We start from the raw sequence: 24,376 nt of genomic DNA, 5'->3' as shown, positions 1-24,376 counted from the left end.
ATAAACTATCCCATACCATCATCGAGGGAAAACAGGTGCATCATGGGACGACATTCAGCCACGACAACCACCGCAGCCGCAGCACAGGCACGACGCGCGACACATCGCCGGGGCCGTACGCCGGCCGCAGGCGTGAACGCCGATCGCGCGACCGGCGACGAGGTCGTGGCCCGCGCGATCGACCTGACCAAGACCTACGGCGACAAGGATGCGCAGGTCGTCGCGCTCGACCATGTGAACGTCGAATTCATGCGCGGACAGATGACCGCGATCATGGGACCGTCCGGCTCGGGCAAATCCACACTCATGCACTGCATGGCCGGCCTCGACCAGCCGACGAGCGGCAAGGTCGTGGTCGAGGGGCTCGAAGTGTCCTCGATGAACCAGCGGCAGCTGACGAAACTGCGCCGTGATCAGATCGGCTTCATCTTCCAGTCGTTCAACCTCGTGCCGACGCTGACCGCCGAAGAGAACATCCTGCTGCCGTTGCAGATCGCGAAGCGGCCGATCGACCGCGCCTGGTTCGACAAGGTGGTCGACGTGGTCGGGCTGCGTTCGAGGCTCACGCACCGGCCGAGCCAGCTGTCGGGAGGCCAGCAGCAGCGCGTCGCCTGCGCGCGTGCGATCATGGCGCGTCCGAGCGTGATCTTCGCCGACGAGCCGACCGGCAACCTCGATTCACATTCGAGCCGCGAAGTGCTGGGATTCCTGAAGGACTCGGTGCGCGAATACGGCCAGACGATCGTGATGGTGACGCATGATCCGCGCGCCGCCTCGTACGCGGACCGCGTGCTCGTGCTGGCGGACGGGCGCATCACGCAGGATCTGCGGCATCCGACCTATGACGAGATCCTTGAGGTGTTCGCCGGCGAGGGCGACGAGGTGGACGGTCTTCCCATGTCGTCTCGACCGGGCGAAGCAAGCGAAGAGATCCCTTCCAAGGAGCGCGCATGATCCGCATAGGCTTGCGCGACGCACGCGCGCATTTCGGCCGGTTCGTCATGTCGATCATCGCGATCGCGCTCGGCGTGTCGTTCGTGGTCGGCTCGTTCTGCTTCCGCGAGATGATGAGCAGCCAGGTCGACCAGATGATGGCGTCGAACTCCGACGCGGACGTGTACGTGCGCGGCAGCACAGAAGACAAGTCGGCCGATGACATGATGGCGATGTCGTCAGGCTCGTCGTCCTCGGGTTCGTCGTCGTCATCGTCGGGATCTTCGTCGTCGTCATCGTCCGCCTCATCGGACGCGTCCAAGACCTACAACCGCATCGACGCGGCGCTGGCTGACACGATCGCCAAGGTCGACGGCGTGAAAACCGCCACGATCACCTATTCCGTCTCCGGCATCGTGCTCGTCGGCAAGGACGGCAACGCCGTGTCGACCACGGGCGCGCCCACGGTGGCGCTCGGTCTGGCCAAGGGTACGTGGCGGTCGGCCACGCTTACCGAGGGCCGCTGGGCGAAGGCCAAGAACGAGGTCGCGTTGCACACGTTCGCCGCCGAAACCGCCGGGCTCAAGGTCGGAGACATGACGAAACTCGTCTATCCGGACGGCGCCGCGGACGTGAAGGTCGTCGGCATCTTCTCCACCGATTCCAGCCAGGCGGGCGCGATCATCGTCGGCCTGGCGCCGAGCGCCGCCAAAGACTACTTCCAACAGCAGTCCGGACAGATCAACATGGTGCGCAACATCGGCGTGTACGGTTCCGCCAACGGAGGCGAACCGCTGACCGACGAACAGCAGCGCGAGCTCGCCGACCGCATCAACAAGGCGCTGCCGGCTGATTCCAAGGCCCGCGCGGTCACCGGTCGGCAGGTGCGCGACGACAGCGCGGCCGCCACCAAGAAGGCGCTCGGCTTCATCCAGCCGCTGATTCTGATCTTCGCGGTGATCGCATTGTTCGTCGGATCGTTCATCATCGCGAACACGTTCTCGATGATCGTACGCGAATCAATGCGCGGCTACGCGCTGCTGCGTTCGGTGGGAGCCTCCCCCGCGCAGGTGTTCTCCACGGTGATCGTGCAGGCGATCGTGCTCGGCCTGGTCGGATCCGGGTTCGGCATCGGACTTGGCTGGGGCATGGTCCGGCTCATCGTGAGCGTTTTGGACCACATGGGCATGCCGATGTCGGGCGCGGTGGATCCGAGCGCGTCGGACATGCTGGTCGGCCTGATCGTCGGACTCGTGGTGACGTTGCTCGGCGCGGCATTGCCGGCACGGCGTGCGGCGATGGCCCCGCCGATCCAGGCGATGAACGAGACGGTGAATCCGGAGAAGCCGGTATGGCCGCGCGGCGTGGCCGGTTCGCTGATGATCGCATGCGGCGCACTCTCGTGGCTGTTCTGCTGGCGTATCGCGTTGGCGAAGGCCGACGACACGGTGGCGATCTCGCCGTGGGATTGGCTGAACGACTGGGGTGCGTCGCTGAGTACCGGCTGGCCGCTCGGCGTGGGCGCGGGACTCGTGGTGTTGGGCGTGATCGTGCTCGCCCCGGCCCTGGTCGAGCCGACGAGCGTGGTGCTCGGTTGGATTCCGGCGCACGTGTTCACGGTGACCGGCCGGCTTGCGACGCGCAATCTTGCGCGCGGCAAGCATCGCACGGCGAACACGGCGGCCGCGCTGTTCGTGGGCGTGGCGATCGTGAGTTGTCTGGGCGTGGTCGCCTCGTCGGCGAAGGCGTCGGTCGCGGGCATCGTCGACAGCGGCCTGAAATCCGACTTTTCGGCCATGTCCGCGTCGGACGGGCGGATCCCGGACGATGCGATCGAAGCGATCAAGAAGACCGAGGGCGTCGGTTCCGTTTCGCAGTCGCGCATGCTGCTCGGCGTCACATACGGGTCCGGCGACGACAAGACGTCCGCGATGACGTTCGCCGAACAGCCGTCACTGTTCACCGAGGTGTTCGCCCCCGTCACGAATTCGGGAGACGCGGATCGTGCGTTGCGCGACGGCGAACTGGTCGTCGGCGTCACCGTCGCCAAGGACAACGGCTGGCAGGTCGGGGATACGGTCACGGTCAACGGCCGGCAGATCGTGGTCGACAAGGAGGCCACGGCCAAGGCGCAGGCCGACTATCAGGCTCAGGTGCAATCGAAGATCGCGGCATTGCAGACGCAGGCGCAGACGCTGCTGGCGTCCGGCGACACGGCCGGGGCGCAGGCGAAATCCGCCGAGGCGCAGAAGGCCGCCGAGGATGCGAAGAACGTGGATCCGTCCACGCTGGTGAAGACGAAAACGGTCGAAACGCATGTCAAGGCGAAGGTGGGCGCGATCATCGAGAACTCGGTGTACCGGTCGATGGTGCTCATGAACGACGATCTGGCCGGCAAGATCGCGAACGAATACACGATGTTCACGATCATGCTGTTCATCAACGCGGCCGATGGCACGGATACGGCGACGCTCAAGACGCGGCTGGTCGACGCGGTGAAATCGTATTACGTGGTGAACGTGCAGGACCGCGAGGAATTCAAGTCGACGATGAGCACGATGGTCGATCAGATCCTCATCATCCTGTACGCGCTGCTGGCGCTGTCGATCGTGATCGCGGTGTTCGGCATCGTGAATACGTTGGCGTTGAGCGTGTCGGAGCGCACGCGGGAGATCGGCCTGTTGCGTGCGATCGGCACGTCGCGCATGCAGGTGCGCGGCATGCTGGCGATCGAGGCGGCGATGATCGCCGTGCTGGGCACGCTGCTCGGCGTGGTGGTCGGCACGGGCGCGGGCGCGGTGATCCAGCAGGTGTACCGGTCGAACGGTCTCGAACGGCTGAGCATTCCTTGGACCCAGCTGGGACTGTTCCTACTGGCGTCGATCGCGATCGGCGTGGTCGCGGCCCTGCCGCCGGCCCGCCGCGCCCTCAAGGTCCCCGTCCTCGACGCCGTCGCCACCGACTGACCAATTTGGCGGGCTTGGCTCCCTCGGCCGAGGGAGCTGTCACGCGCAGCGTGACTGAGGGAGCGTCGCGGCCGGCAGGCCGCCAAATAAACAGCATCGCGCAACGCGCGATTCCAATACATAAGCCGTCGGCCTACCTACCTTCAGCACGTCCCATCGTCACCCGGTCAATCTCCGTACATACCGCATCGAACATGCGATCCACCTGATTGTTCGCGAACCGAATCACCATCAACCCTTCCACCGTCGACTCCAGTTCCCGGGTACGTCGCGCGTCCTCGGACCGTTGTTGCGGCGTGTAGTGTCCACCACCGTCCAGTTCGACCACGAGTCGCGCCTTCGCGCAGTAGAAGTCGACGATGCGGTTGCCGATGGGTTTCTGGCGCTGCCAACGCAGCTTGTGGGTTTTGAGAAAGCAATGCCAGAGTTTGCGCTCCCACGGAGTCATGGTTCGGCGTAGTTGCTTGGCCAATGGCGTGTTGGCGTGATTGTAGTCCCTCATGGGTTGATCGTAGCGGATGACTCGTGTGGTATCGGAATCGCGCGTTGCGCGATGCTGTGTTGATGGTGGCCTTCGGCCGCGACGCTCCCTCAGTCACGCTGCGCGTGACAGCTCCCTCGGCCGAGGGAGCCGAGGCTCCGCACACATAGTTTCTCGTCTACAAACGTCTCCGCGTTTGTTGCGGGAGCCGAGGAATCGTCTGTGCGATACATGCGGGACATATTCACCGCGTCTCCACGCGGATGGGATTTTGACGGGTTACGATGGAAACACCCTGATGCCGAAGGAGGCCGTCATGCCGATTCCCAATGAGATTCCCGCCCACGCCCGCGTGGTGGTACGCGTGTCGGAAGGCGTCGATCCGGTCGACCATCGCATGAAATACCGTGACTACGTGGGCCACGTGCTCTCGTGGGACGGACATCTGCTGGAGCTGTCGCGCGACGCGGCGGCGAACGGATCGCGGCCCGCGCAACGGGTGAGCATCGACGCGGAGTCGATCATCACCCTGAAGCCCGTTCCCGAGCGCAATTTCACCCGCCCGTAGGCGGCGCGTGCACGCGTGGTCTCTTGAAGCGGTATCGCGCTTCGCGCGATGCTGTGTTACTGGCGGCAGCGCGGCGTACCCCACCCGTCAGCTTCGCTGCCACCCTCTCCTGGAAAAGGGGAGGGAAAGACCATGCTCCCTTCCCTTTTCCAGGAGAGGGAAAGGTTGGAGCACATCCCTCCCCTTTTAGGGGAGGGTGCCCGGCGAAGGCCGCGCGATGCTGTTGTATAAGCGGCGCAGCCGCCAATACAACAGCATCGCGCGAGGCGCGATTCCTACACCGCGGAACGCACCTGCACGCGCACGGCGTGGTCGCCGGCGAATCCGATGATGTGTTCGCCGCGGCGGGCCGACGCCAAGAGATCAGCCTGCCAACGCGACGGGTCGAAGGTCACGTCGCGTTCCTCGTATCGCACAATTCCCGCCCGTTGCGCCATCTTGTAGTCTCGGAACGGCTGGCCGTCCGCAAAGAAACGAGCCATCTCATCGCCGTCCCCGTTGTGCAGGGCGTCGGCCACGGCCGTCAACCGGGCGGCCATCGATCGCAGCAACGATTCCACGTTGACCGCGTCCTCGTCGACCATCGCACGCGTGCGGTCGGGGTCGGTCAGGGCGACACGGGTCATGTCTCGCCATGATCCGGCGGCGAGCGCGGCTGCGATGTTGCGGTTCGGATCATCGGTCAGCTGGTTGATGAGCGCGGTCGCGACGACGTGCGGCATGTGCGAGATCAGTGCGGCGGCCTGATCGTGCACGATGTCGTTGAGTACGATGACGCGGTTGCCGACACCGTCGACGATGAGCCGCAGCACGGTGTGGAATCGTGCATAGTCGGTGTCGTCGCGCACGGTGATCGCCCACAGCGCGTCGTCGTACAACGCCGGATCGGCGGCCTGCCAGCCGGACAGTTCGTTGCCGGCCATCGGGTGAGCGCCAACGTAGCACTCCCCCAGTCCGGCCGCTTCGACCTGGTCACGGACCATACCTTTGACGCTGCCCACATCGGTGAGCGTGGTCGCGGCCGGATCGAGGATCGGCTTCAATTCGGTCAGAATCGCCGGCATGGCCTTGAGCGGATTGCACAGGACGATCACGGACGGTTTCGCCTCGGCCAGTTCTGTCAGCGTCGGCACGCAGCGGATGCCGTCGGCTTCGGCCTGCGAGTATGGATGGTCACGATGGTTCCAGGCGATGACGCTCGTGCCGCGGCGGACGAGCCGGCGTGCGAGCGATCCGCCGATCAGGCCGAGTCCGACGATGCCTACGGTCATGTCGTATGTATCGGTCACCGGAATCGGCTTCGCAACATCGTCGCGCATGTTGTCGTTCTCGGCTACCACAGCAGTTCCTTTCGCGTCTCGTCGTCGTTTTGCCAGTCGACGGTCGTTGCGGCGGCGTCATCGTTTCCGTCGAGCCGCACTCCCCCGTTGGGCAGCGACCATGCGTAGACCGGCGGGCTGGGGCGTTCGCGGCGCGGGTAGACGGCCAGCGTTTTGACCCAATCGCCATGTTCGGCGACCTCGGTGAGCACGGCGCGGAAATGTTCCTGCCATGGTGCGGCGTCCATCGTCGCGATGAAGCTGTACGTGCCGTCGCGGCCTTTGATCGGGCGGGAGATGAAGCTGGTCATGTTCAGTCCCGCGTCGCGCAGCACGTCGAGCAGGTTCGCGAGCACGCCCGGACCGGTGTATAGCGGGATGAATGCGACGACGGATTCGAATTCGGTCGTATCGGCACGCATCCGCGCCAGGAGATTTGCGACTTCATCACGCGGTGCGAGGACGAGGAACTCGGTGTGCGCGCCCGGATAGTCCTCGACCGACTTGGCCACGCGGGTCAGCCCATATAGTTCGCCGCAGATGGACGGGCCGAGCGCGACCTGACCGGGTGCGAGATCGCGGCAGCCGGCGCCATTCGACGCGGCCGGTACGGCTTTGAGGTGATGGGCGGCGGCGAATCGTCTGCATTGTGCGAGCCCGTGGGGATGCGCGGTGATTGTCGTGCAGTTCGCGATCAGTTCGTCGGCGTCGGATGCGACAGTCTGATCGGCGCCAATGCCGTGATCCTCGGCATCATCGGTTGTGACGAACGCGTCGAAGGACACGTCCACGCCGACGCGGGCGAATGCGGCCACGTTGCGCGAGTCGATGAGCGCGTCAAGATTCGGCACGACGTAGCCTTCGATGTTGTTCTCCCATGCGATCACGCCCCAATCGCCGTTCGATTCCACGGCGCTGAGGATCGTGGCCACATCGGGTTCCGCGACAAGCGTGATGCCGTCCGGTTCGAGTCGGTTGAACGCGGCGGACGCGTTGATCGCCGCCTGATGGGTGAACGTGCCTTGCGGGCCGAGATAGTGCAGGACGCGCATGGGATTCACCGGTCCTTTCGTTCGGGATCGGCTCGTTCGGGATCGGCGTCGTTGTCGTGTGCCGATGCGCGATCCGATTCACCGGCCGGCGATGAGGTATCGTCCGACTCCGCGTCCGCCGTGTCGTTGCCGTCAGTCGAGGCCGAAGCGTCGGCGTCGTCCGTCAATTTCACGTCATCTTCCGATGCGGCGCGCGGTTTCGGCTTTTCGATGCGGAACCAACGCGGCGGCATGAGCGTGAACGCGAGCTGCACGACGATCATGCCGATCAGCCACAGGTAGCCGGCCTTCTGGCTGAAGTACGGCAGGTCGTCGCTGTTGAACCCGATCGGGGTGAGGGCATCGTTGCCGCTGCCGGCCGCGATCATCCACGCGGTCGCGGTCGACGCGATCAGGTGCACCGCCAAGCCGGTGACGCCGCATCTCGCCCGTGCGCACCATGCGGACAGGCCGAGGATCACATAGGCGAGCACCAGCCCGTACGGGACGTTCATCGAGGCACCCATGCGATGGGCGAACGTGCCGATCACCGCCACGGCCACGCCCGCAAGCAGGGTGATGAGCATGCGCACCGGATAGCTTTGCCGGTGCGTCCATGGGCGCGGATCGTCGTCTCGTCGTGCATCTCGTGAAGTCATGCGTTCCAGTATAGGTTCACGGGCCGGTTTCCCACGGATATGATTCCATGCGCAGGAATCGCGAACGGCTCGGGATGGTTCGGAGCGGTTCGGGATCAGCCCGCCAGTTCCGATAGTGCCGCCCGCTCGAAAACCAACATTTCTTCGATGGCCCTTTCTCCTTACGGGAGAGATTCAAACGAGTTGAGGGGTAGTCAGAAGCCTGACGATCCAAGCTTCTGACTACCCCTCAGTCTCACTGCGTTCGACAGCTCCCCTGACAAGGGGAGCCGAGGATGCGGTTCAGGTCACTTGTTGGCCTGGTTGTTCTGCTGAGCCGTTAAGCGGGAAGCACGGTGTGCTTCCCGTAGGCGAAGTGAGCGGGCGCGCCACAGGCGCCCGCGAAGGTCGTCAGAACAAGCAGGTCACTTGTTGGCCTGGTTGTTCTGACGACGCTGCTTGGCGCGCCACTTGTACCAGTCCTCGCGGCCGAGGATGATCTTGCGCACGCGGATGGACTCCGGCGTGACCTCGACGCACTCGTCCTCGTTGGCGAAGTCGAGCGACTCCTCGAGGCTCATCTTGACCGGCGGGGTCAGGGTTTCGAGCACGTCGGCGGTGGAGGAACGCATGTTGGTCATGTGCTTGGCGAGCGTGATGTTCACGTCGAGCTCGTCCGGCTTGTTGTTCATGCCGACGACCTGGCCCTCGTAGACCTGCGACTGCGGTTCGACGAAGAAGATGCCGCGGGCCTGCAGACGCTGCATGGCGTACGGGGTGGCCACGCCGGCGCGGTCGGAGACCATCGAGCCGTTCTGGCGGGTGACAATCTGGCCGGCCCACGGCGCGTAGCCGGCGGACAGCGAGGAGGCGATGCCGGTGCCGCGGGTGGCGCTCAGCAGCGCGGTGCGGAAGCCGATCAGGCCACGGGACGGCACGGTGAACTGCAGGCGCACCCAGCCGGAGCCGTGGTTGGACATGGAGTCCATGCGGCCCTTGCGGTCGGCCATGAGCTGCGTAACGGTGCCCATGTACTCTTCCGGCACGTCGATGGTGGTGTTCTCCATCGGCTCGTTGATCTTGCCGTCGATGGTCTTGGTGACGACCTGCGGGCGGCCGACGGTCAGCTCGTAGCCTTCGCGGCGCATCTGCTCGGCGAGCACGGCCAGCGCGAGTTCGCCACGGCCCTGGACCTCCCAGGCGTCCGGACGATCGGTCGGCAGCACCTTGATCGACACGTTGCCGATAAGCTCGCGGTCGAGGCGGTCCTTGATCATGCGGGCGGTGAGCTTGTGATCCTTGCCTTCGCGGCCGGCCAGCGGGGAGTCGTTGACGCCGAAGGTCATGGAGATCGCCGGGTCGTCGACGTGGATGAGCGGCAGCGGCTTCGGGTCGTTCGGGTCGACGATGGTCTCGCCGATCATGATGTCGTTGACGCCGGCGACGGCGACGATGTCGCCCGGGCCGGCGGATTCGACGGGCTGGCGCTCGAGGCCCTGCGTGCGCAGCAGCTCGACGACGCGGAAGTTCTCAAGGGAGCCGTCCACACGGGACAGGCCGTAGTTCTTGCCCTTCTCGAGGGTGCCGTTGTAGATGCGGACGAGACCGAGTCGGCCGAGGAAGTCGGAGGAGTCGATGTTGGCGACGTGGGCCTGCAGCGGCGCGCCTTCCTCGTACTCCGGGGCCGGGATGTACTTGATGATGTCTTCGAAGAGCGGCTCGAGGTTGTCGTTGTCCGGCAGGGCGCCGTTCTCCGGCTGGTTGGAGGACGCGTAGCCGGCCTTGGCGGCGCAGTAGACGACCGGCAGGTCGAGCAGGTGGTCGAGGTCGAGGTCGATGCCTTCCTCGACGACGTCCTGCGCGAGGCCGAGCAGCAGATCGGTGGATTCGGAGACGACCTCGTCGATGCGGGCGTCCGGACGGTCGACCTTGTTGACGCACAGGATGACCGGCAGCTTGGCCTCAAGGGCCTTGCGCAGCACGAAGCGGGTCTGCGGCAGCGGGCCTTCGGAGGCGTCCACGAGCAGCACGACGCCGTCGACCATCGAGATGCCGCGCTCGACCTCGCCGCCGAAATCGGCGTGGCCGGGGGTGTCGATAATGTTGAGCGTGATGCCGTCCGGGTAGCCGTACTTGGCGGCCAGCGGGCCGGTGTATTCGACCGCCGTGTTCTTGGCGAGGATGGTGATGCCCTTCTCGCGTTCGAGCGCGTTGGAATCCATCACGCGATCCGGCACTTCCTCACGCTCGTTGAACACGTGGGACTGCTGGAGCATCGCGTTCACCAGCGTGGTCTTGCCGTGATCGACGTGCGCCACGATCGCCACATTTCGAATATCACCACGAACCGCCATCGAAACCTCTCTTAAATATCGATTGTCGTTGCTTGCGTAATTCTTCGGTACGGTAATTTGGTTCACCTATATACACACAAACCGGCACAAGCATACCGGGATGCTTTGACCTGCCCGGTCCGAAGACGGCCCGCCGACCCCGCCGCTCTCAGACAACGCTAAGAAAACTTCCAAGAACATCGAACCGACCGGCCAGACACGATCCAGCCCGGCCCCAGCGCACTGCCACGAACGCGCGGTTCCATAACGGTATCGGGTCGCCCAAGTTCGGCCCGCAGACACAACCGACCAGACAAACCCTATGCGGCCGGGCCGCGCAATACCGACCGCGGCGCACGGGCCAAGGTAAAAGGACCATCATGTTCGTAGTGAAAAACGCATGGCGCAATGTCATACGCAACAAGGGGCGCAACATTCTCGTCGCCATCATCGTCGCCATCATCGCGGCGGCGGCCACCATCGGCCTGGCGATCCGGCAGGCGGCGGTGACCGCGCGCGAGACCGGTCTCGAGAACACCACCATCACCGCGCAGATCAGCTTCGACCGCAGCAAGGCGATCAGCGAGATGCGCGAATCGTCCAGTTCGTCCGATTCGTCGTCTTCCGATTCATCCGACTCATCCGACAGTTCGTCCGATTCCAAACCGGATTTCGACGCGATGCGCGAGGCGATGAGCGACAAGCAGCTCTCGCTTGAGGATTACGAGAAGTACGCGAAGGCGTCGTCCGCCGTCAAATCCACGTATTACACCGAGACCGCCGGATTGGCCGAAACCGACGACGTGCAGCCGGTCGAGGATTCGACGTCGTCTTCGTCCTCCAGCTCGTCGTCTTCGTCATCCGACAGCAGCTCATCCGACTCGTCGGATAAGCAGTCCGGCGACGGCCAGCAGGGCCAGCCCGGCGGCCAGGGCGGCGGTGACATGGGCGGCGGCATGGGCGGCATGACCATGACCTCCGGCGACTTCTCGCTCGTCGGCTTCTCCTCCGACGAGGCCGTGGCGAACGCCGAAAACGGCACGTTCACGATGAGCGACGGCGAGGTGTTCGGCTACGACTCCGATTCGGACGGCGACGTGATCATCTCCAAGGAACTCGCCGATTTCAACAACCTGTCGGTCGGCGACACGTTCACGCTCGAGAACACAAGCGACGAGGACACCACCTACACGTTCACGATCGTCGGCATCTACGAGAACAGCACCGAATCGTCCAATCAGATGGGCGGCCCGATGGGCTCGACCGCATCCGACCCGGCGAACGCGATCTACACGTCCGTCTCCACGCTGAAGTCGCTCGGCCTCGACTCCGATTCGACCGTCTCCACCACCGATTCGGACGGCAACACGACCGAGACCGCTGCCGCGCAGCTCAACTACACGTACGTGTTCTCCAGCAAGGACGACTACGAGCAGTTCGTCTCCGACGCCGAGAAAGCCGGTTTGAGCGACGACTACACGGTGTCGTCCGCCGACGTGGAACAGTACGAGTCCAGCCTCGTGCCGCTCGACAACCTCGCCCAGTTCGCGCTGACCCTGCTGGTCATCGTGCTCGGCGTGGGCGCGGTGGTGCTCGTGGTGCTCACCCTGTTCAACGTGCGCGAACGCAAGTACGAGGTCGGCGTGCTCACGGCCATCGGCGTGAAGAAGATCAAGGTGGCGGCGCAGTTCACGTTCGAGCTGCTCGTGGTCACGATGATCGGCCTGGCGCTCGGCGCGGCGGGCGGCGCGATCGCCTCGGTGCCGGTGTCGAACCAGCTGCTGGCGGCGCAGGTCGCGCAGCAGGAGTCGCAGGCGTCCAGCCAGAACGCGCAGTTCGGCCGCGACATGCAGGGACCGGGCGCGCAGGGAGGCTCTTCCGACAGCTCGTCCGACCCGTCGTCTGATTCGTCGTCCGACTCGTCCAGCTCGTCCGACAGCTCGTCCGACAGCTCGTCGTCCTCCGATTCCTCGTCGTCGAACGGAGCCCCGAGCCAGCCGGGCGGCAACGGCCCGCGCGGCATGATGGGCCAGGCCGTCAGCTACGTCTCGAACGTGAACGCGACCGTGAACCTCAAGATCGTCGGCCAGCTGCTGCTCATCGGCCTTGGCCTGACCCTGGTCGCCGCGCTCGTGGCCGTGGTGTTCGTGATGCGCTACGAACCGCTGCAGATCCTTGCCGACCGTTCGTGACCTCTTTTACTTCGCAAAGGAACCCATCATGACCGAATCAACCCCCATTCTCGAACTCGACAACGTCAGTTACTCGTACACCAAGGGCGGCAAGAAGGTGCTGCACGGCATCAGCCACACGTTCCGCACCGGCGAGGTGTACTCGATCACCGGCCCGTCCGGTGCGGGCAAGACTACAATGCTTTCGCTCATCTCCGGCCTCGCCTCCCCCACCGAAGGCCGCGTCGTCTACAACGGCAAGGACCTCGCCAAGCAGGACCGCTACGACTATCGCAGCCATGACATCGGCGTGATCTTCCAGAGCTTCAACCTGCTGCCGCAGCTGACGGTTGCGGAGAACATCATCCTGTCGATGGACGCCTCCGGCAAGAAGTTCGACCAGCCGAAGAAGGACATCGCCGTGCGGCTGCTCGAACAGGTGCATCTGCCGGCCGAATACGCCAACGAGCGCATCCTGCACCTGTCCGGCGGCGAACAGCAGCGCGTGGCGATCGCCCGCGCGCTGGGCTACGATCCGAAGGTCATCGTGGCGGACGAGCCGACCGGCAACCTCGACATGGCCACTCAGGACGACATCATGTCGATCTTCCGCACGCTCGCCCACGAGCAGGACCGCTGCGTGATCATCGTCACGCACAGCCCGGAGGTCGCAGCCGCGTCCGACGAGGTGTTCGAACTCGCCCCGCTGCGCCGCCATCTCTGACCGATCTTTGTCCCGAACGTCAAACTCCCCGCGAGAGCATGCTCTCGCGGGGAGTTTGACGTTTGAGAGGCTGATTCGCGCCTTTGTTCGGGTCGGTTTGACGATCGAGAGGCAAGGCCACTGGGTTATTACCGTTCTTCGGCCGATATTCGGGATCGGAGGGACGATCAGCAGCCTCTCGATCGTCAAACCGACCCGGACAATCCCCGATATCAGCCTCTCGATCGTCAAACAGTGTCTGACGGACCCGGCGTCGATGCCCGCCGACGCTACGACAGCAGCGGCTGGTTCCAGAACCCTGTTTCGATCGCGACGATCAGCGCGAACGTCGGCACGATCACGGCGATCGCATAGCCAAGCCAGTCGACCGCGTGGATACGCGAGACGCGGGCCTGCGAGCGCGGGCGGTCGGATCCGAAGCCGCGCGCCTCCATCGCTGTGGCGAGTTTGGTGGCGCGACGGATCGACAGCACGAGCAGGCCGAAGGCCTGGGCGATGGCGCGTTTGACCGCGCCTTCGTCGCCGAGGCCGCGCGAGCGGCGGGACAGGCCGAGGGCGCGCCAGTCGTCCTGCAGGAGGGTGAACATGCGCATGCCGGCGAGGCCGCCGTAGACGAACCGGGACGGCAGGTGGAGGATCTGGACGAGCCCGTCGGCGAGGTCGGTCGGGTCGAGTCCGAGCGCGAGGATGACCGAGGGCAGGGCGATGGCGAGCACGCGCAGGAACATCGCGCAGGCGAGGTACAGCGAGCCTTGGGTGACGTTGATCGCGCCGAGGTGCAGGAACGTCGCGCCGGAGGCCTGTCCGTAGAGGGCGATCGAGATGAATGCGCCGGCCGCGCCGATCCAGACCGGCCATGTCCGGCGGGCGACGGTGAGCGGGTTCACGCCGCCGATCCACAGGAGCGCGAATTCGATGACGAGCGCGACGGAGGCGCTCACCACGTCGAGGCTGAAGAACATGGGGATGCACATGATCAGGCCCATGAGGAAGCGCGTGACCGGGTTGAGCCGGGCGACGAACCACGACGGCGACGCCGGCTTGGATTGCTCCACGCGCTCGGCCGTCGGCGTGACGTGGACGACGGCTTCAGGCCGTTCGACGGACGGCGCGGCGGAGTTCGCGGTGGCACCGGTTTCCGGTTCCCCGTTGTTCTCGTCGGCTGCGGCGACGGAACCATCCTGCGTGAACATGATGCGGCGGGCGCCGAGCGCTTCGACGAGCGGCTCGTCGTGCGTGACCATGATGACGGCGGAGCCTTCGTCGCGGGCGATGGCGATAAGCCGCATCATTTCGGTCCATGTGGCGAAATCCTGTCCGAACGTGGGCTCGTCCATGATGAGCACGCGCGGCGCGGCGGCGAGCATGGATGCGACGGACAGACGTCGTTTTTCGCCGCCCGAGAGCGTGTACGGATTGGCGGGCGCGAAGCGGGTCAGGCCGAGCCGGGCGAGCATGTCGTCGGCGATGCGGTTCGCTTCCTCGTCGGTTTTGCCCATCGATTTGGGGCCGAGCGCGACTTCGGCGCGCACGCTTGCCGTGGCGAACTGGTGTTCGGGCTCCTGGAAGACCATGCCGACGCGGCCGAGCAGTTCACGGCTTTTCCACTCATGCGGGTCGTCGCCGCGCCCGGCCGGCGTGAGGTCGGCGGGCATGCGCACATGGCCGGCGAGCTGCGGCATGAGTCCGGCGAGGGTCAGCGCGAGGGTGGATTTGCCGGCGCCGTTCGGCCCCATGAGCGCGTACACCTCGCCGCCGTGGAAGGCGAGGTTCACATGCTCGCCGAGCGGCTTGCCGCGTCCGAACGACAGATCATCGGCCATGAGCACCGGTTCGGGCGAACGCACGCCGGCGATGTCGGACGGGTCGCGGTCGGCGGCGTTGAGCGGGCGCATATGCCCGTCCGGATCACGGTAGACGCTGGGAATGCGGCGGCCTGGCACCCAGGCGCCGCCTTCGGCCAGCACGTCGCCCATCGCGGCGAACACCTCGTCGGGCGCGCCGTCGGCGATCACTCCCCCGGTCGACTCGTCCTCGTCCGGCTTGCCGAGCACGATCACGCGGTCGATCAGGTCGAGCCACACGTCGATGTGGTGTTCGACCACGATCATCGTCTCGCGCGTGCGTTCGAGCACATGCCGGACCGCGTCGTGCACCTCGTGCACGCCGGCCGGGTCGAGGTTCGCGGTCGGTTCGTCGAGCAGCAGGAGCCCCGGATGCATGGCGAGCACGCCGGCCAGGGCGAGCCGCTGGCGCTGGCCGCCGGACATGTGCTGGGTGGAACGGTCGAGAGCCAGATCGCCGAGACCGACGATATCCAAGGATTCGCGCACGCGCCGCCACGTCTCGTCGCGCGGCACGCCGAGGCTTTCGCAGCCGAACGCGGCGTCGTCGCCGACCCGTTCGAGGATGATCTGCGAGTCCGGATCCTGCAACACCAGTCCGGCGCGGCCACGGGCGGCGCGGGCGTCGAGCCCGCCGACCGTGAGCGAGCCTTCCTCTTCGCCTTCGTCGGAGCCGCCGAGCACGCCGGCGAGCGCGGCCATGAGCGTGGATTTGCCGGCGCCGGACGCGCCGAGCAGCAGCACGCGTTCGCCGGGGCGGATGTCGAAGTCGACGTGGCGCAAGGCGAAATCGCGTCTGGTGGTGTGCCGCCAACCCCAGTCGCGGGCGCTGACCGCCACGGGTGCGTAGGAGTCGTCAACGGATTGCGGTGAAGAAGAACCAGTGCCGGCCATCAGGTCTTCGGCCATCGGTGCGCGCCTTTCCTCCGGGACGCCGGCCGATTATCGGAGCGCGGCGTCAATGAAACAAGGCACGGGAAGAGCGACATCCGTGCGCCGGCATTATCCGGTCACGTTCAATCGGTCGGGGTCGATCCCCTTCTCAGCCGCGCCGTCGCGGCCAGTGCCCGCAACGGTCCGCAGCTCCCGTGTCAATCCCCATGAGCATAACGCATCCCGGCACCAACAGGTCATCGAGCCGGCTTCTTCGCCGGCATGGCCTGTTGTGGGGCAGGACACGGATTCCTCCGGCGTTCTGCCCCGCCAAGAACATCCGTTGCGGGGCAGAACGCGACTGGGTTCGGCGGTTTGCCCCGCTAAAGCCATCCGTTGCGGGGCGGGATGCAACCGGGTTCGGCGTTCTGCCCCGCAAAGGGCCGTCGTTGCGGGGCGGAACGCCGAAGCGGCCCGTGATCCGCCCCGCAAAAGAGCTGTTACTTGCCGAGCTTGGCGAGCAGCAGCGCTTCGGTGATGACGTTGTGCTTGAGACCGAACAGGCTGACGGACTCGTTCGGGCTGTGCGCGTTCGCCTTCGGATCCTCGGGACCGGTGACGAGCACCTGCGCGTCGGGGAAGATGCGCTGCAGTTCGGGGATGAACGGGATGGAGCCGCCCTGGCCCTGGTTGATCGGGGCGACGCCGAACGCCTCCTCCATGGCTTCGAGCGCGTCGCGCGTGGCGACGGCGTTCGGGTCCATGGCCCAGCCCATGCCGTTGTCGCCGGGTTCGACCTCGACTTCGGCGCCGAACGGGGCGTGCGCCTTGAGGAAGTCGGCGAGCGCGGCCTGCGCCTCTTCGGGGCGCTGGTTCGGCGCGGTGCGCAGGGACAGGCGGAAGCGGGTTTCGGGGGCGATCACGTTGAACGAGCCGTCGACCGGGTGCGCGTCGAAGCCGATCACGGTCACGGACGGCTTGGTCCACATGCGCGAGGCGATCGAGCCGGTGCCGGCGAGACGGTAGCCGGGCACCACGCCTGCGTCGGCGCGCATGGACGTCTCGTCGACGTCCTGCTGCAGGCCGCCGATCGGCTCTTCGGCGAGCACGCCGGGCACGGCGAGGTCGCCGTTGGCGTCGTGCATGGAGGCGATGAGCATCGCGGCGAGCGTGTTCGCGTCGAGGATCGGGCCGCCGTACTGGCCGGAGTGGACGGGGTGCGTGAGGGCGCGCACGGTGACGTCGAGGTTGGTGTTGCCGCGCAGCGACGTGGTCAGGGACGGGATTTCGGCGGACCAGTTGCCGGAGTCGGCGACGATGATCACGTCGGATTCGAAGTCGCTTTGGTGTTCTTCGATGAACGGGATGAAGCTGGCGGATCCCATTTCCTCCTCGCCTTCGATGAACACCTTGATGTTCACCTTGAGGTCGTCGTCCAGGGCCTTGAGCGCGCCGGAGTGGATGGCGATGCCGCCGCCGTCGTCCGCGGAGCCACGGCCGTAGAGGCGGTCGCCGATGGCGGTGGCGACGAACGGGTCGGTGTCCCATGCGGACGGGTCCGGCACGGGCTGCACGTCGTGGTGCGCGTACAGGAGCACGGTCGGGGCGTCGGGGTCGACGATGTGCGAGCCGATGACCTCCCATGCGCCGGGCGTGCCGTCGGGGTTGTGCGACTGGACGACCTTCGCGTCGACGCCGACCTTGCGCAGTTCGTCGGCCACGAATTCGGCGGAACGCTTCATGTGCTCGGCGGTGATGCCGTTCGCGGAGACGGACCTGAGCGCGATCTTCTTCGACAGGACCTCGATGATGCGATCCCAGTCGCCTTCGACGCGGGCGCGGATCTCATCGGCGGTGAGTGCTGCCATGATGCTCCTTACTGTTATGTAGGTAGGTTTTCCATGAGCCATTGTAACCGGCCCGCTCGGGGGCTTGAGCGTCGAGACGTGGCCGTACTGTGGGCTGTCATGACATGGAATCCGTTCAAGAAGGAAGAGGCCCAGAAGCCGGCCGAAGAGACGGCCAAGGCCGAACCCGCGAAATCCCCGCAGGAGAAGAAGGGGCGCCCCACTCCGAAGATGAAGCAGGCGCAGGCCCAGAACCTGCGTCCGCTGGTGCCCGCCGACCGCAAGGCGAGCGCCAAGGAGGCCAAGGCGCGTCTGCGCGCGAGGGAGGACGCCGAATATCAGGCGATGCAGACCGGCGACATCAACCACATGCCGAAGTCGGAGCGTCTGCCGTGGCGCGTGTACATCCGCGATTACGTGGATGCCCGCTTCAATCTCGGCGAGTTCTTCATTCCGGTCGCGTTCGTGATCCTGATCGGTTCGATGCTGGTGACGACGATCGCGCCGGAGCTGTCGATTCCGATGATGATTCTCATGTACGTGTACCTGTTCGCCGTGGTCATCGACGTGTGGCTGATGTGGCGCAAGCTCAAGGCCAAGCTGATCGAGAAGTTCGGCGAGCGTTCCGTGGCCAAGGGCATGCGTTCCGGCTCCTACGCGTGGAGCCGCGCGATTCAGGTGCGCCGCTGGCGTCTGCCGAAGCCGCGGTACCCCAAGCGCGGACATTTCCCCGAGTGATCGTTCCGGCTCCCCTTGCGGGGAGCCTTTTTCATATCCGCAGGATCTCGGCCCCCCTTGTCAAGGGAGCTGTCATGCGAAGCATGACTGAGGGGTAATCAAAGCTTCGGAACGCTCTTTGGCTTCGACGCTCCCCCAGTCAGCTTCGCTGACAGCCCCCTCAGCCGAGGGGGCCAAGCAATAGGAGGCAAACAGTGGAACAGTCCACAGAACACTTCGACATCGCGATCATCGGCGCCGGCCCGGGCGGCTATTCGACGGCGTTGCGCGCCGCACAGCTCGGCAAGTCGGTCGCCCTGGTCGAACGGGACGCGACGCTTGGCGGCACCTGCCTGAACCGCGGCTGCATCCCGTCCAAGGCGATCATCACCGCCACGCATACGATCGACACGGTGCATCGCGCGGCCGAGCTCGGCGTGAACGCGTCGGTCAACGGCATCGATTTCGGCCGGCTGCGCGACTACCGCCTGCATATCGTCGACACGATGACCAAGGGTCTGGCCGGACTGCTCGCGCATCGCGGCGTGACGGTCTTCCACGGCGAGGTCGTCGGCCTCGGCGGTCAAACGCAGGACGGGACGCGCACGCTGACCGTGGCCGGCCAGGGCGGCTCCCCCGTCGAACGGTTCGTGAAGGCCGGCGTGCCTCAGCCGCTGGAAGCGCAGGTCACGATCGGCGCGCATGACGTCGTCGTCGCCACCGGTTCGCGACCGCGCCCGCTGCCGGGCATCGGGTTCCGCGGCGCGCTCATCGATTCGACGCAGGCGCTCGAACTCGACGAGTTCCCGGCCAGCGCGGTCATTATCGGTTCGGGCGCGGTGGCGCTCGAATTCGCGTCCATGTGGGCGACGGCCGGCTGCGACGTGACGCTGCTCATCCGCAAGGACCGCGTGCTGTCCGGTTGGGATCGTCGCGCGTCCGTGACGCTGACGCGCGAGCTCAAACGGCATGGCGTGAAGATCGTCACCCATACCGGCGTCACGCAGGTCGATACCGGCGCGAACCTGGGCGCGACCGTGCATTACGAGCGTCATGACGGCGCCGATGACGAAGCGAGCCAGCACACGGTGTGGGGCGAGATCGCATTGGCCGCGATCGGCCGCGATCCGATCACCGACGCGGACTGGCTGACCGGTTCCGGCATCGCGATCGACGGCAACAGCATGGTCACGACCGACGCGTACGGGCGCACCAGCCTGCCTGGCGTGTGGGCGATCGGCGACATCACCGAAGGTCCGGCGCTGGCGCATCGCGCGTTCGAGCAGGGCATCGTCGCGGCCGAGACGATCGCGGGTCTTGACCCGAAGCCGGTGGACGACGCGACCGTGCCGCAGGTCGTGTTTTCATCCCCCGAGGCCGCCAGCGTGGGGTACACTCTCGACCAGGCGCAGGCGCGCGACGATCTCGAAAGCGTGACGGAAACCGTGTATCCGATGCTCGGCAACGCGCGCATGCTCATGTCCGGTTCGGCCGGATCCCTGTCGGTCGTCTCCGGCGCGTACGCGTCCGACCCGGACGTGCAGGTCGTGCTCGGCGTGCATATCGTCTCGCCGATGGCGTCCGATCTGATCGCCGAGGCGGAGCAGATCGTCGGCAACCATGTGCCGTTGCATGAGGCGGCCCGGCTCATCCATCCGCATCCCACGTTCTCGGAGACGTTGGGCGAGGCGCTGCTCAAGGCGGACGGCCGCCCGTTGCACACGCGTTGAGACGCGGGCGGCGCGGCGCATGGCCGCTGGCGTCGCACCACCCGCGAGACGGTCAACGGTGCTGGTAGAGTGGTGAAATAGTGTGTCCACCCCTAGCAAGTGAGGAAGTTCATGGCTGAGAAGGCAGAGAAGCCCAAGAAGAACGGTCTGTTCTCGCGCATGGCGACGACGATCGACCAGATCAAGCAGATCTACAAGTACACGGCCGCGGAGGACAAGGCCCTGCCGTGGCTGATCGGCGGAGCGGTCGCCGGTCCGATCGTCCTGTTCATCATCCTCGGCATCGTGTTCCACTGGACGGTTCTGTCGTGGATCCTTCTGATGATCACCGCGATCATGCTGGCCATGCTGCTCGCCACGATGACGCTCACCAACCGCGCCGACAAGGTCGGCTACGCGAAGCTCGAAGGCCGTCCGGGCGCTTCGGTCAGCGTGCTGCGCAACATCAACAAGGCCGGCTTCAACTTCCCCGAACAGCCCGTGTGGATCGACCCGAAGACCAAGGAGATGATCTGGCGCGGCACCGGCTACAACGGCATCTACCTGCTCGGCGAGGGCGACTACAAGCGCGTCGAGCACGCGATGAACCGTCAGGAGGCCAGCATCAAGGGTGTCACCGCCGGCTCCCAGATCCCGGTCTACCGCATCTACGTGGGCACCGGCGCCAACCAGACGCGCCTCAAGGACCTGCGCAAGGTCGTCGTCAAGCAGAAGTCGTACCGCGCCAAGCCGCAGCCGAACGGATGGTGGGACACGATGTGGTACAAGATCAAGCCGACCACGCGTTTCATCCTGACCAAGGAAGAGCTCGAGACGCTCAACAAGCGTCTCGACACCCTGCAGACCAAGGCCGGCTACGGCATTCCCAAGGGCATTGATCCGACGAAGCCGCAGCGCGTGAGCCGTCGCGCCATGCGCGGCCGCTGATCGGATTCACGGTTCGGCACAGCTGGGTTTTCAGGGGTCTGCGATCCAAGTCGATCGCAGACCCCTTTTTCGTACCATCCGTTTTGCGATGGGATCGCGCTGCACGCGATGCTGCGCCGTTGGCGGCCTGCGGCCGCGACGCTCCCCCACCCGGCTACGCCGGGAGCCCCCTCAGCCGAGGGGGTCGAGGCTCCGCCAGCTCGGCTCCCTCGGCTGAGGGAGCTGGCACGCGAAGCGTGACTGAGGGAGCGTCGCGGCGCAGTGGCGCCGCCAAACAACACGGCATCGTGCACAGCACGATTCCATCACCACACGATTCCGCAACCACCCACCACCACGCCACCGGCTCCCCGATCTCATTAATCGAACATGCCCGTGACCGCTCACGAAACATGCCGTAACACGGCAATCGCATCATTCCGCGGCCTTGCGGGGTGTGACGCGTCCGCGTCGCCGTCCCGAAACATTCTCGTAACCGAAACGACGAGCGGGCGAAACGCACGTTTCTAGACTGTAAGCCTGTAAGTAACTTCACGAAAGGAGCGGTCCCGTGACCGAACTCAAGTCCAAGGAAGACGCCGAGGCCCTTATCAACAAGGAAGGCATCGAGTATGTCTCCGTCCGTTTCACTGATCTGATCGGCGTGCAGCAGCACTTCACCGTGCCGGCGAGCGAGTTCCTCAAGGACGCGTTCACCGATGGCATGCCGTTCGATGGTTCCTCCGTCGAAGGCTTCCAGGCCATCAACGAATCCGACATGAAGCTGGTGCCGGACGTCACGACCGCCTTCGTCGACCCGTTCCGCAAGCACAAGACCCTCGACGTGGCCTTCTCCATCGTCGACCCGCTGACCGACGAGCCGTACTCCCGCGACCCGCGTCAGGTCGCCGGCAAGGCCGAGGCCTACCTGAAGTCCACCGGCATCGCCGACACCGCGTCCTTCGCGCCTGAGGCCGAGTTCTTCATCTTCGACAAGGTCCGCTACGAGAACTCCATGCAGCGCTCCTTCTACGAGGTCGACTCCATTGAGGCCCCGTGGAACACCGGCCTTGACACCGAAGAGGACGGCACCCCGAACATCGCGTTCAAGAACCGCGTCAAGCGCGGCTACTTCCCGGTTCCGCCGATCGACCACACCCAGGACCTGCGCGACGACATGGTCGCCAACCTGCAGAAGGTCGGCCTGATCCTCGAGCGTTCCCACCACGAGGTCGCCGGCGCCGGTCAGCAGGAGATCAACTACCGCTTCAACTCCCTGCAGCACGCGGGCGACGACCTGATGAAGTACAAGTACGTCGTGCACGAGACCGCCGCCCTGGCCGGCAAGGCCGCGACCTTCATGCCGAAGCCGCTCGCGGGCGACAACGGCACCGGCATGCACTGCCACCAGTCCCTGTGGAAGGACGGCAAGCCGCTGTTCTATGATGAGAAGAACTACGGTGGCCTCTCCGACATCGCCCGCTGGTACATCGGCGGCCTGATCAAGCACTCCTCCTCCGTGCTGGCCTTCACCAACCCGTCGCTGAACTCCTACCACCGTCTGGTCCCGGGCTTCGAGGCCCCGGTCAACCTGGTGTACTCGGCCCGCAACCGTTCCGCCGCCATCCGCATCCCGCTGGCCGGCACCTCCCCGGCCGCCAAGCGCATCGAGTTCCGCGCGCCGGATCCGTCCTGCAACCCGTTCCTGGCCTTCTCCGCCCAGCTCATGGCTGGCCTGGACGGCATCCTCAACCACATCGAGCCGCCGGAGCCGGTCGACAAGGACCTTTACGAGCTGCCGCCGGAAGAGCACGCGGGCATCAAGCAGGTCCCGAGCTCCCTGGCCGAGGCCATGGACGCCCTTGAGGCCGACCACGACTTCCTGACCGCCGGCGACGTGTTCACCGACGACCTGATCGAGACGTGGATCGACATCAAGCGCGGCGAGATCGACCAGGCCCGCCTGGCCCCGACCCCGCTGGAGTACGAGCTGTACTTCCACATCTGATCGTTGATCGGATAGCGTAGAAAGCCCCTTGGCAGCGATGTCAAGGGGCTTTTCGCGTTCTGCTTCGTTTGCTACCATGTGAGAAGGCAACAAGGTAAAGGAAACAAGATGGCGAAGATCGGCATGTCGAATCTGCTGGAGGCCAACGGGTTACGTCTCGGATACACGGCTCGTACGGTGACTGTTACCGAGCCTGCAACAGGGTTTAAGATCGTTTTTCTTAATGACGGCACCATAAAAAGCAACACGTTTCCTTCCGAATCGCTTCCTCTGGTACAGGGCTATTTCAAACGCTCGTATCCCTTTGTGGAAGATGCTCGTGAAGTGGATCGCGAATATGCCTGAAATATGGTTTGAAGACGTCGCCGGATATGAGTTCTACGTGACCAGCAATGACGGTGGGCACGGAGTCCATTTCCATATCAAGAGAAACAACTCATATCGTCTTGCCAAATTCATTCTCACCGCAGATGGGGATGTGGTCGTTGACACAACCACTCTGGATGCCAAGACGACACGGAAAATACAATTGTATATGCGTCGAAACTGGAATGGCTTTGTACAGGCTTGGAGAAGCTTCTTTGGCAACTGCCACTTCGACCGTTAATACATACGTGTGGGGCGGATTCATTTGAGGATGAATCCGCCCCACACACGTATACTACCGATGTTCTGCAGCGTCTATCATTCGCCGGACAATGTATCTGGCGGTACTGAAGCTTCCGAGGACGCGTCTGTCGATGCCGTCTTCTCCTTGGATGCGACGACGACCTTGAGCGCGGCGACCTGATGCTCCAGTTCGGCGATACGGTGTATCTGCTGGACGATCAGCGTGTCACGCACGTCGAAGGTGCCGGACGGCGCGGCCGCGGCGAAGCGTGCCATGTCGGCATGCTGGTCGGTGTCGTTGCCGTCGAGGATTTCGTCGCGGTTCTCCTTCCAACGGCTGAACGCGCGTTCGATGCGCTTATATCCGACCAGTTCGGGCGGCAGGCCCGCCTCGCGGAACAGACGCACCGGCGATTCGCCGTCAAGATACCGCCTGAGACAATCGCGTTTGAACGCGTCGGAATAGGTGATGCGGTTCACCGTGGCATTTTCCACGGCTGGCCTGGACATGAGGTACATCACTTCCTGCTCGGTGAATTTTCCGCCCTTGTTAGACATGGCCTCCCCCGGTTCACGGAAAAATATAGCCATGAGGGCATACCCCCCCCCCATGACAAAAATGTAGATACGACACAGTCGGTCCCCACACAATATACGTGCGGAAACCGACTGTGATCA

Annotated in this window: 19 protein-coding genes; 11 read left to right on the top strand and 8 right to left on the bottom strand. The window is 64.9% G+C overall.

Translation table 11 applies throughout. The features are described from left to right. Positions 1–42: 42 nt before the first annotated feature. Together GFD25_RS01480 and GFD25_RS01475 are read left to right on the top strand one after the other, a co-directional pair. A complete protein-coding gene (locus GFD25_RS01480) occupies positions 43–954 on the top strand; it encodes an ABC transporter ATP-binding protein (protein WP_163229232.1) in 912 nt (303 codons plus the stop codon). Beyond that, positions 951–3,899, top strand: a complete 2,949-nt coding sequence (locus tag GFD25_RS01475) for an ABC transporter permease (RefSeq protein WP_163229230.1) — start codon at positions 951–953, stop codon at positions 3,897–3,899. The genes GFD25_RS01480 and GFD25_RS01475 overlap by 4 nt, the downstream gene beginning before the upstream one ends. A gap of 133 nt (positions 3,900–4,032) precedes the next feature. Here the strand turns inward: GFD25_RS01475 and GFD25_RS01470 are convergent, their stop codons facing one another. Continuing rightward, positions 4,033–4,401, bottom strand: coding sequence for an endonuclease domain-containing protein (locus GFD25_RS01470; protein ID WP_163229228.1), 369 nt, complete (start codon positions 4,399–4,401; stop codon positions 4,033–4,035). A gap of 295 nt (positions 4,402–4,696) precedes the next feature. Between GFD25_RS01470 and GFD25_RS01465 the strand changes: the two genes are divergently transcribed. Then, positions 4,697–4,948, top strand: a complete 252-nt coding sequence (locus tag GFD25_RS01465; protein WP_163229226.1) for a DUF6725 family protein — start codon at positions 4,697–4,699, stop codon at positions 4,946–4,948. Between the two features lie 275 nt (positions 4,949–5,223). On the opposite strand, the gene GFD25_RS01460 is transcribed toward GFD25_RS01465, so the two are convergent. The 4 genes from GFD25_RS01460 to typA all read right to left on the bottom strand — a co-directional run bounded on the left by GFD25_RS01460 (position 5,224) and on the right by typA (position 10,290). Continuing rightward, complete coding sequence (locus GFD25_RS01460; RefSeq protein WP_239512342.1) at positions 5,224–6,219, bottom strand: prephenate dehydrogenase; 996 nt, start codon at positions 6,217–6,219, stop codon at positions 5,224–5,226. A gap of 62 nt (positions 6,220–6,281) precedes the next feature. Next, entirely contained in the window at positions 6,282–7,319 is a 1,038-nt protein-coding gene (locus GFD25_RS01455) for a prephenate dehydratase (protein ID WP_163229224.1), read from the bottom strand. A gap of 5 nt (positions 7,320–7,324) precedes the next feature. Further along, positions 7,325–7,957: an alcohol dehydrogenase gene (locus GFD25_RS01450; protein ID WP_239512338.1), complete on the bottom strand. Its 633-nt coding sequence runs from the start codon at positions 7,955–7,957 to the stop codon at positions 7,325–7,327. A gap of 404 nt (positions 7,958–8,361) precedes the next feature. Further along, a complete protein-coding gene (gene typA, locus GFD25_RS01445) occupies positions 8,362–10,290 on the bottom strand; it encodes a translational GTPase TypA (RefSeq protein ID WP_163229222.1) in 1,929 nt (642 codons plus the stop codon). 359 nt (positions 10,291–10,649) lie between these two features. Here typA and GFD25_RS01440 point away from each other — a divergent pair, with 359 nt between their 5' ends. After that, a complete protein-coding gene (locus tag GFD25_RS01440) occupies positions 10,650–12,461 on the top strand; it encodes an FtsX-like permease family protein (protein WP_163229220.1) in 1,812 nt (603 codons plus the stop codon). A 28-nt stretch (positions 12,462–12,489) separates the two neighbouring features. After that, positions 12,490–13,164 carry an ABC transporter ATP-binding protein gene (locus tag GFD25_RS01435; RefSeq protein WP_163229219.1) on the top strand — a complete coding sequence of 225 codons (675 nt, stop codon included), beginning with the start codon at positions 12,490–12,492 and terminating at the stop codon, positions 13,162–13,164. 269 nt (positions 13,165–13,433) lie between these two features. Here the strand turns inward: GFD25_RS01435 and GFD25_RS01430 are convergent, their stop codons facing one another. Both GFD25_RS01430 and GFD25_RS01425 read right to left on the bottom strand, forming a co-directional pair. Further along, positions 13,434–15,902: an ATP-binding cassette domain-containing protein gene (locus GFD25_RS01430; protein ID WP_163229317.1), complete on the bottom strand. Its 2,469-nt coding sequence runs from the start codon at positions 15,900–15,902 to the stop codon at positions 13,434–13,436. Between the two features lie 479 nt (positions 15,903–16,381). Then, positions 16,382–17,749 carry a dipeptidase gene (locus GFD25_RS01425; RefSeq protein ID WP_163229217.1) on the bottom strand — a complete coding sequence of 456 codons (1,368 nt, stop codon included), beginning with the start codon at positions 17,747–17,749 and terminating at the stop codon, positions 16,382–16,384. A 99-nt stretch (positions 17,750–17,848) separates the two neighbouring features. Between GFD25_RS01425 and GFD25_RS01420 the strand changes: the two genes are divergently transcribed. From GFD25_RS01420 to GFD25_RS12505, 6 genes are all read left to right on the top strand, one after another. After that, the gene (locus GFD25_RS01420; protein WP_163229215.1) at positions 17,849–18,466 is read left to right on the top strand and encodes a DUF3043 domain-containing protein; all 618 of its coding nucleotides are present in this window, start codon (positions 17,849–17,851) and stop codon (positions 18,464–18,466) included. Between the two features lie 194 nt (positions 18,467–18,660). Further along, the gene (locus GFD25_RS01415; protein ID WP_163229213.1) at positions 18,661–20,175 is read left to right on the top strand and encodes an FAD-dependent oxidoreductase; all 1,515 of its coding nucleotides are present in this window, start codon (positions 18,661–18,663) and stop codon (positions 20,173–20,175) included. A gap of 111 nt (positions 20,176–20,286) precedes the next feature. Beyond that, positions 20,287–21,102, top strand: a complete 816-nt coding sequence (locus tag GFD25_RS01410) for a DUF4191 domain-containing protein (protein ID WP_163229211.1) — start codon at positions 20,287–20,289, stop codon at positions 21,100–21,102. Between the two features lie 550 nt (positions 21,103–21,652). Continuing rightward, positions 21,653–23,089, top strand: a complete 1,437-nt coding sequence (gene glnA / locus GFD25_RS01405) for a type I glutamate--ammonia ligase (RefSeq protein WP_163229209.1) — start codon at positions 21,653–21,655, stop codon at positions 23,087–23,089. A 108-nt stretch (positions 23,090–23,197) separates the two neighbouring features. Beyond that, positions 23,198–23,434, top strand: coding sequence for a hypothetical protein (locus tag GFD25_RS01400; protein ID WP_163229207.1), 237 nt, complete (start codon positions 23,198–23,200; stop codon positions 23,432–23,434). Further along, a complete protein-coding gene (locus GFD25_RS12505; RefSeq protein WP_420837537.1) occupies positions 23,403–23,696 on the top strand; it encodes a DUF4160 domain-containing protein in 294 nt (97 codons plus the stop codon). Before GFD25_RS01400 ends, GFD25_RS12505 begins: the two co-directional genes overlap by 32 nt. 77 nt (positions 23,697–23,773) lie before the next feature. On the opposite strand, the gene GFD25_RS01390 is transcribed toward GFD25_RS12505, so the two are convergent. Beyond that, entirely contained in the window at positions 23,774–24,289 is a 516-nt protein-coding gene (locus GFD25_RS01390) for a hypothetical protein (protein WP_239512336.1), read from the bottom strand. Positions 24,290–24,376 lie beyond the last annotated feature (87 nt).

It is taken from the genome of Bifidobacterium aerophilum (assembly GCF_010667685.1).
Taxonomy (GTDB): domain Bacteria; phylum Actinomycetota; class Actinomycetes; order Actinomycetales; family Bifidobacteriaceae; genus Bifidobacterium; species Bifidobacterium aerophilum.
Note: the sequence above shows the minus strand (reverse complement) of the source record. Positions and strands in the feature narration are given on the sequence as shown.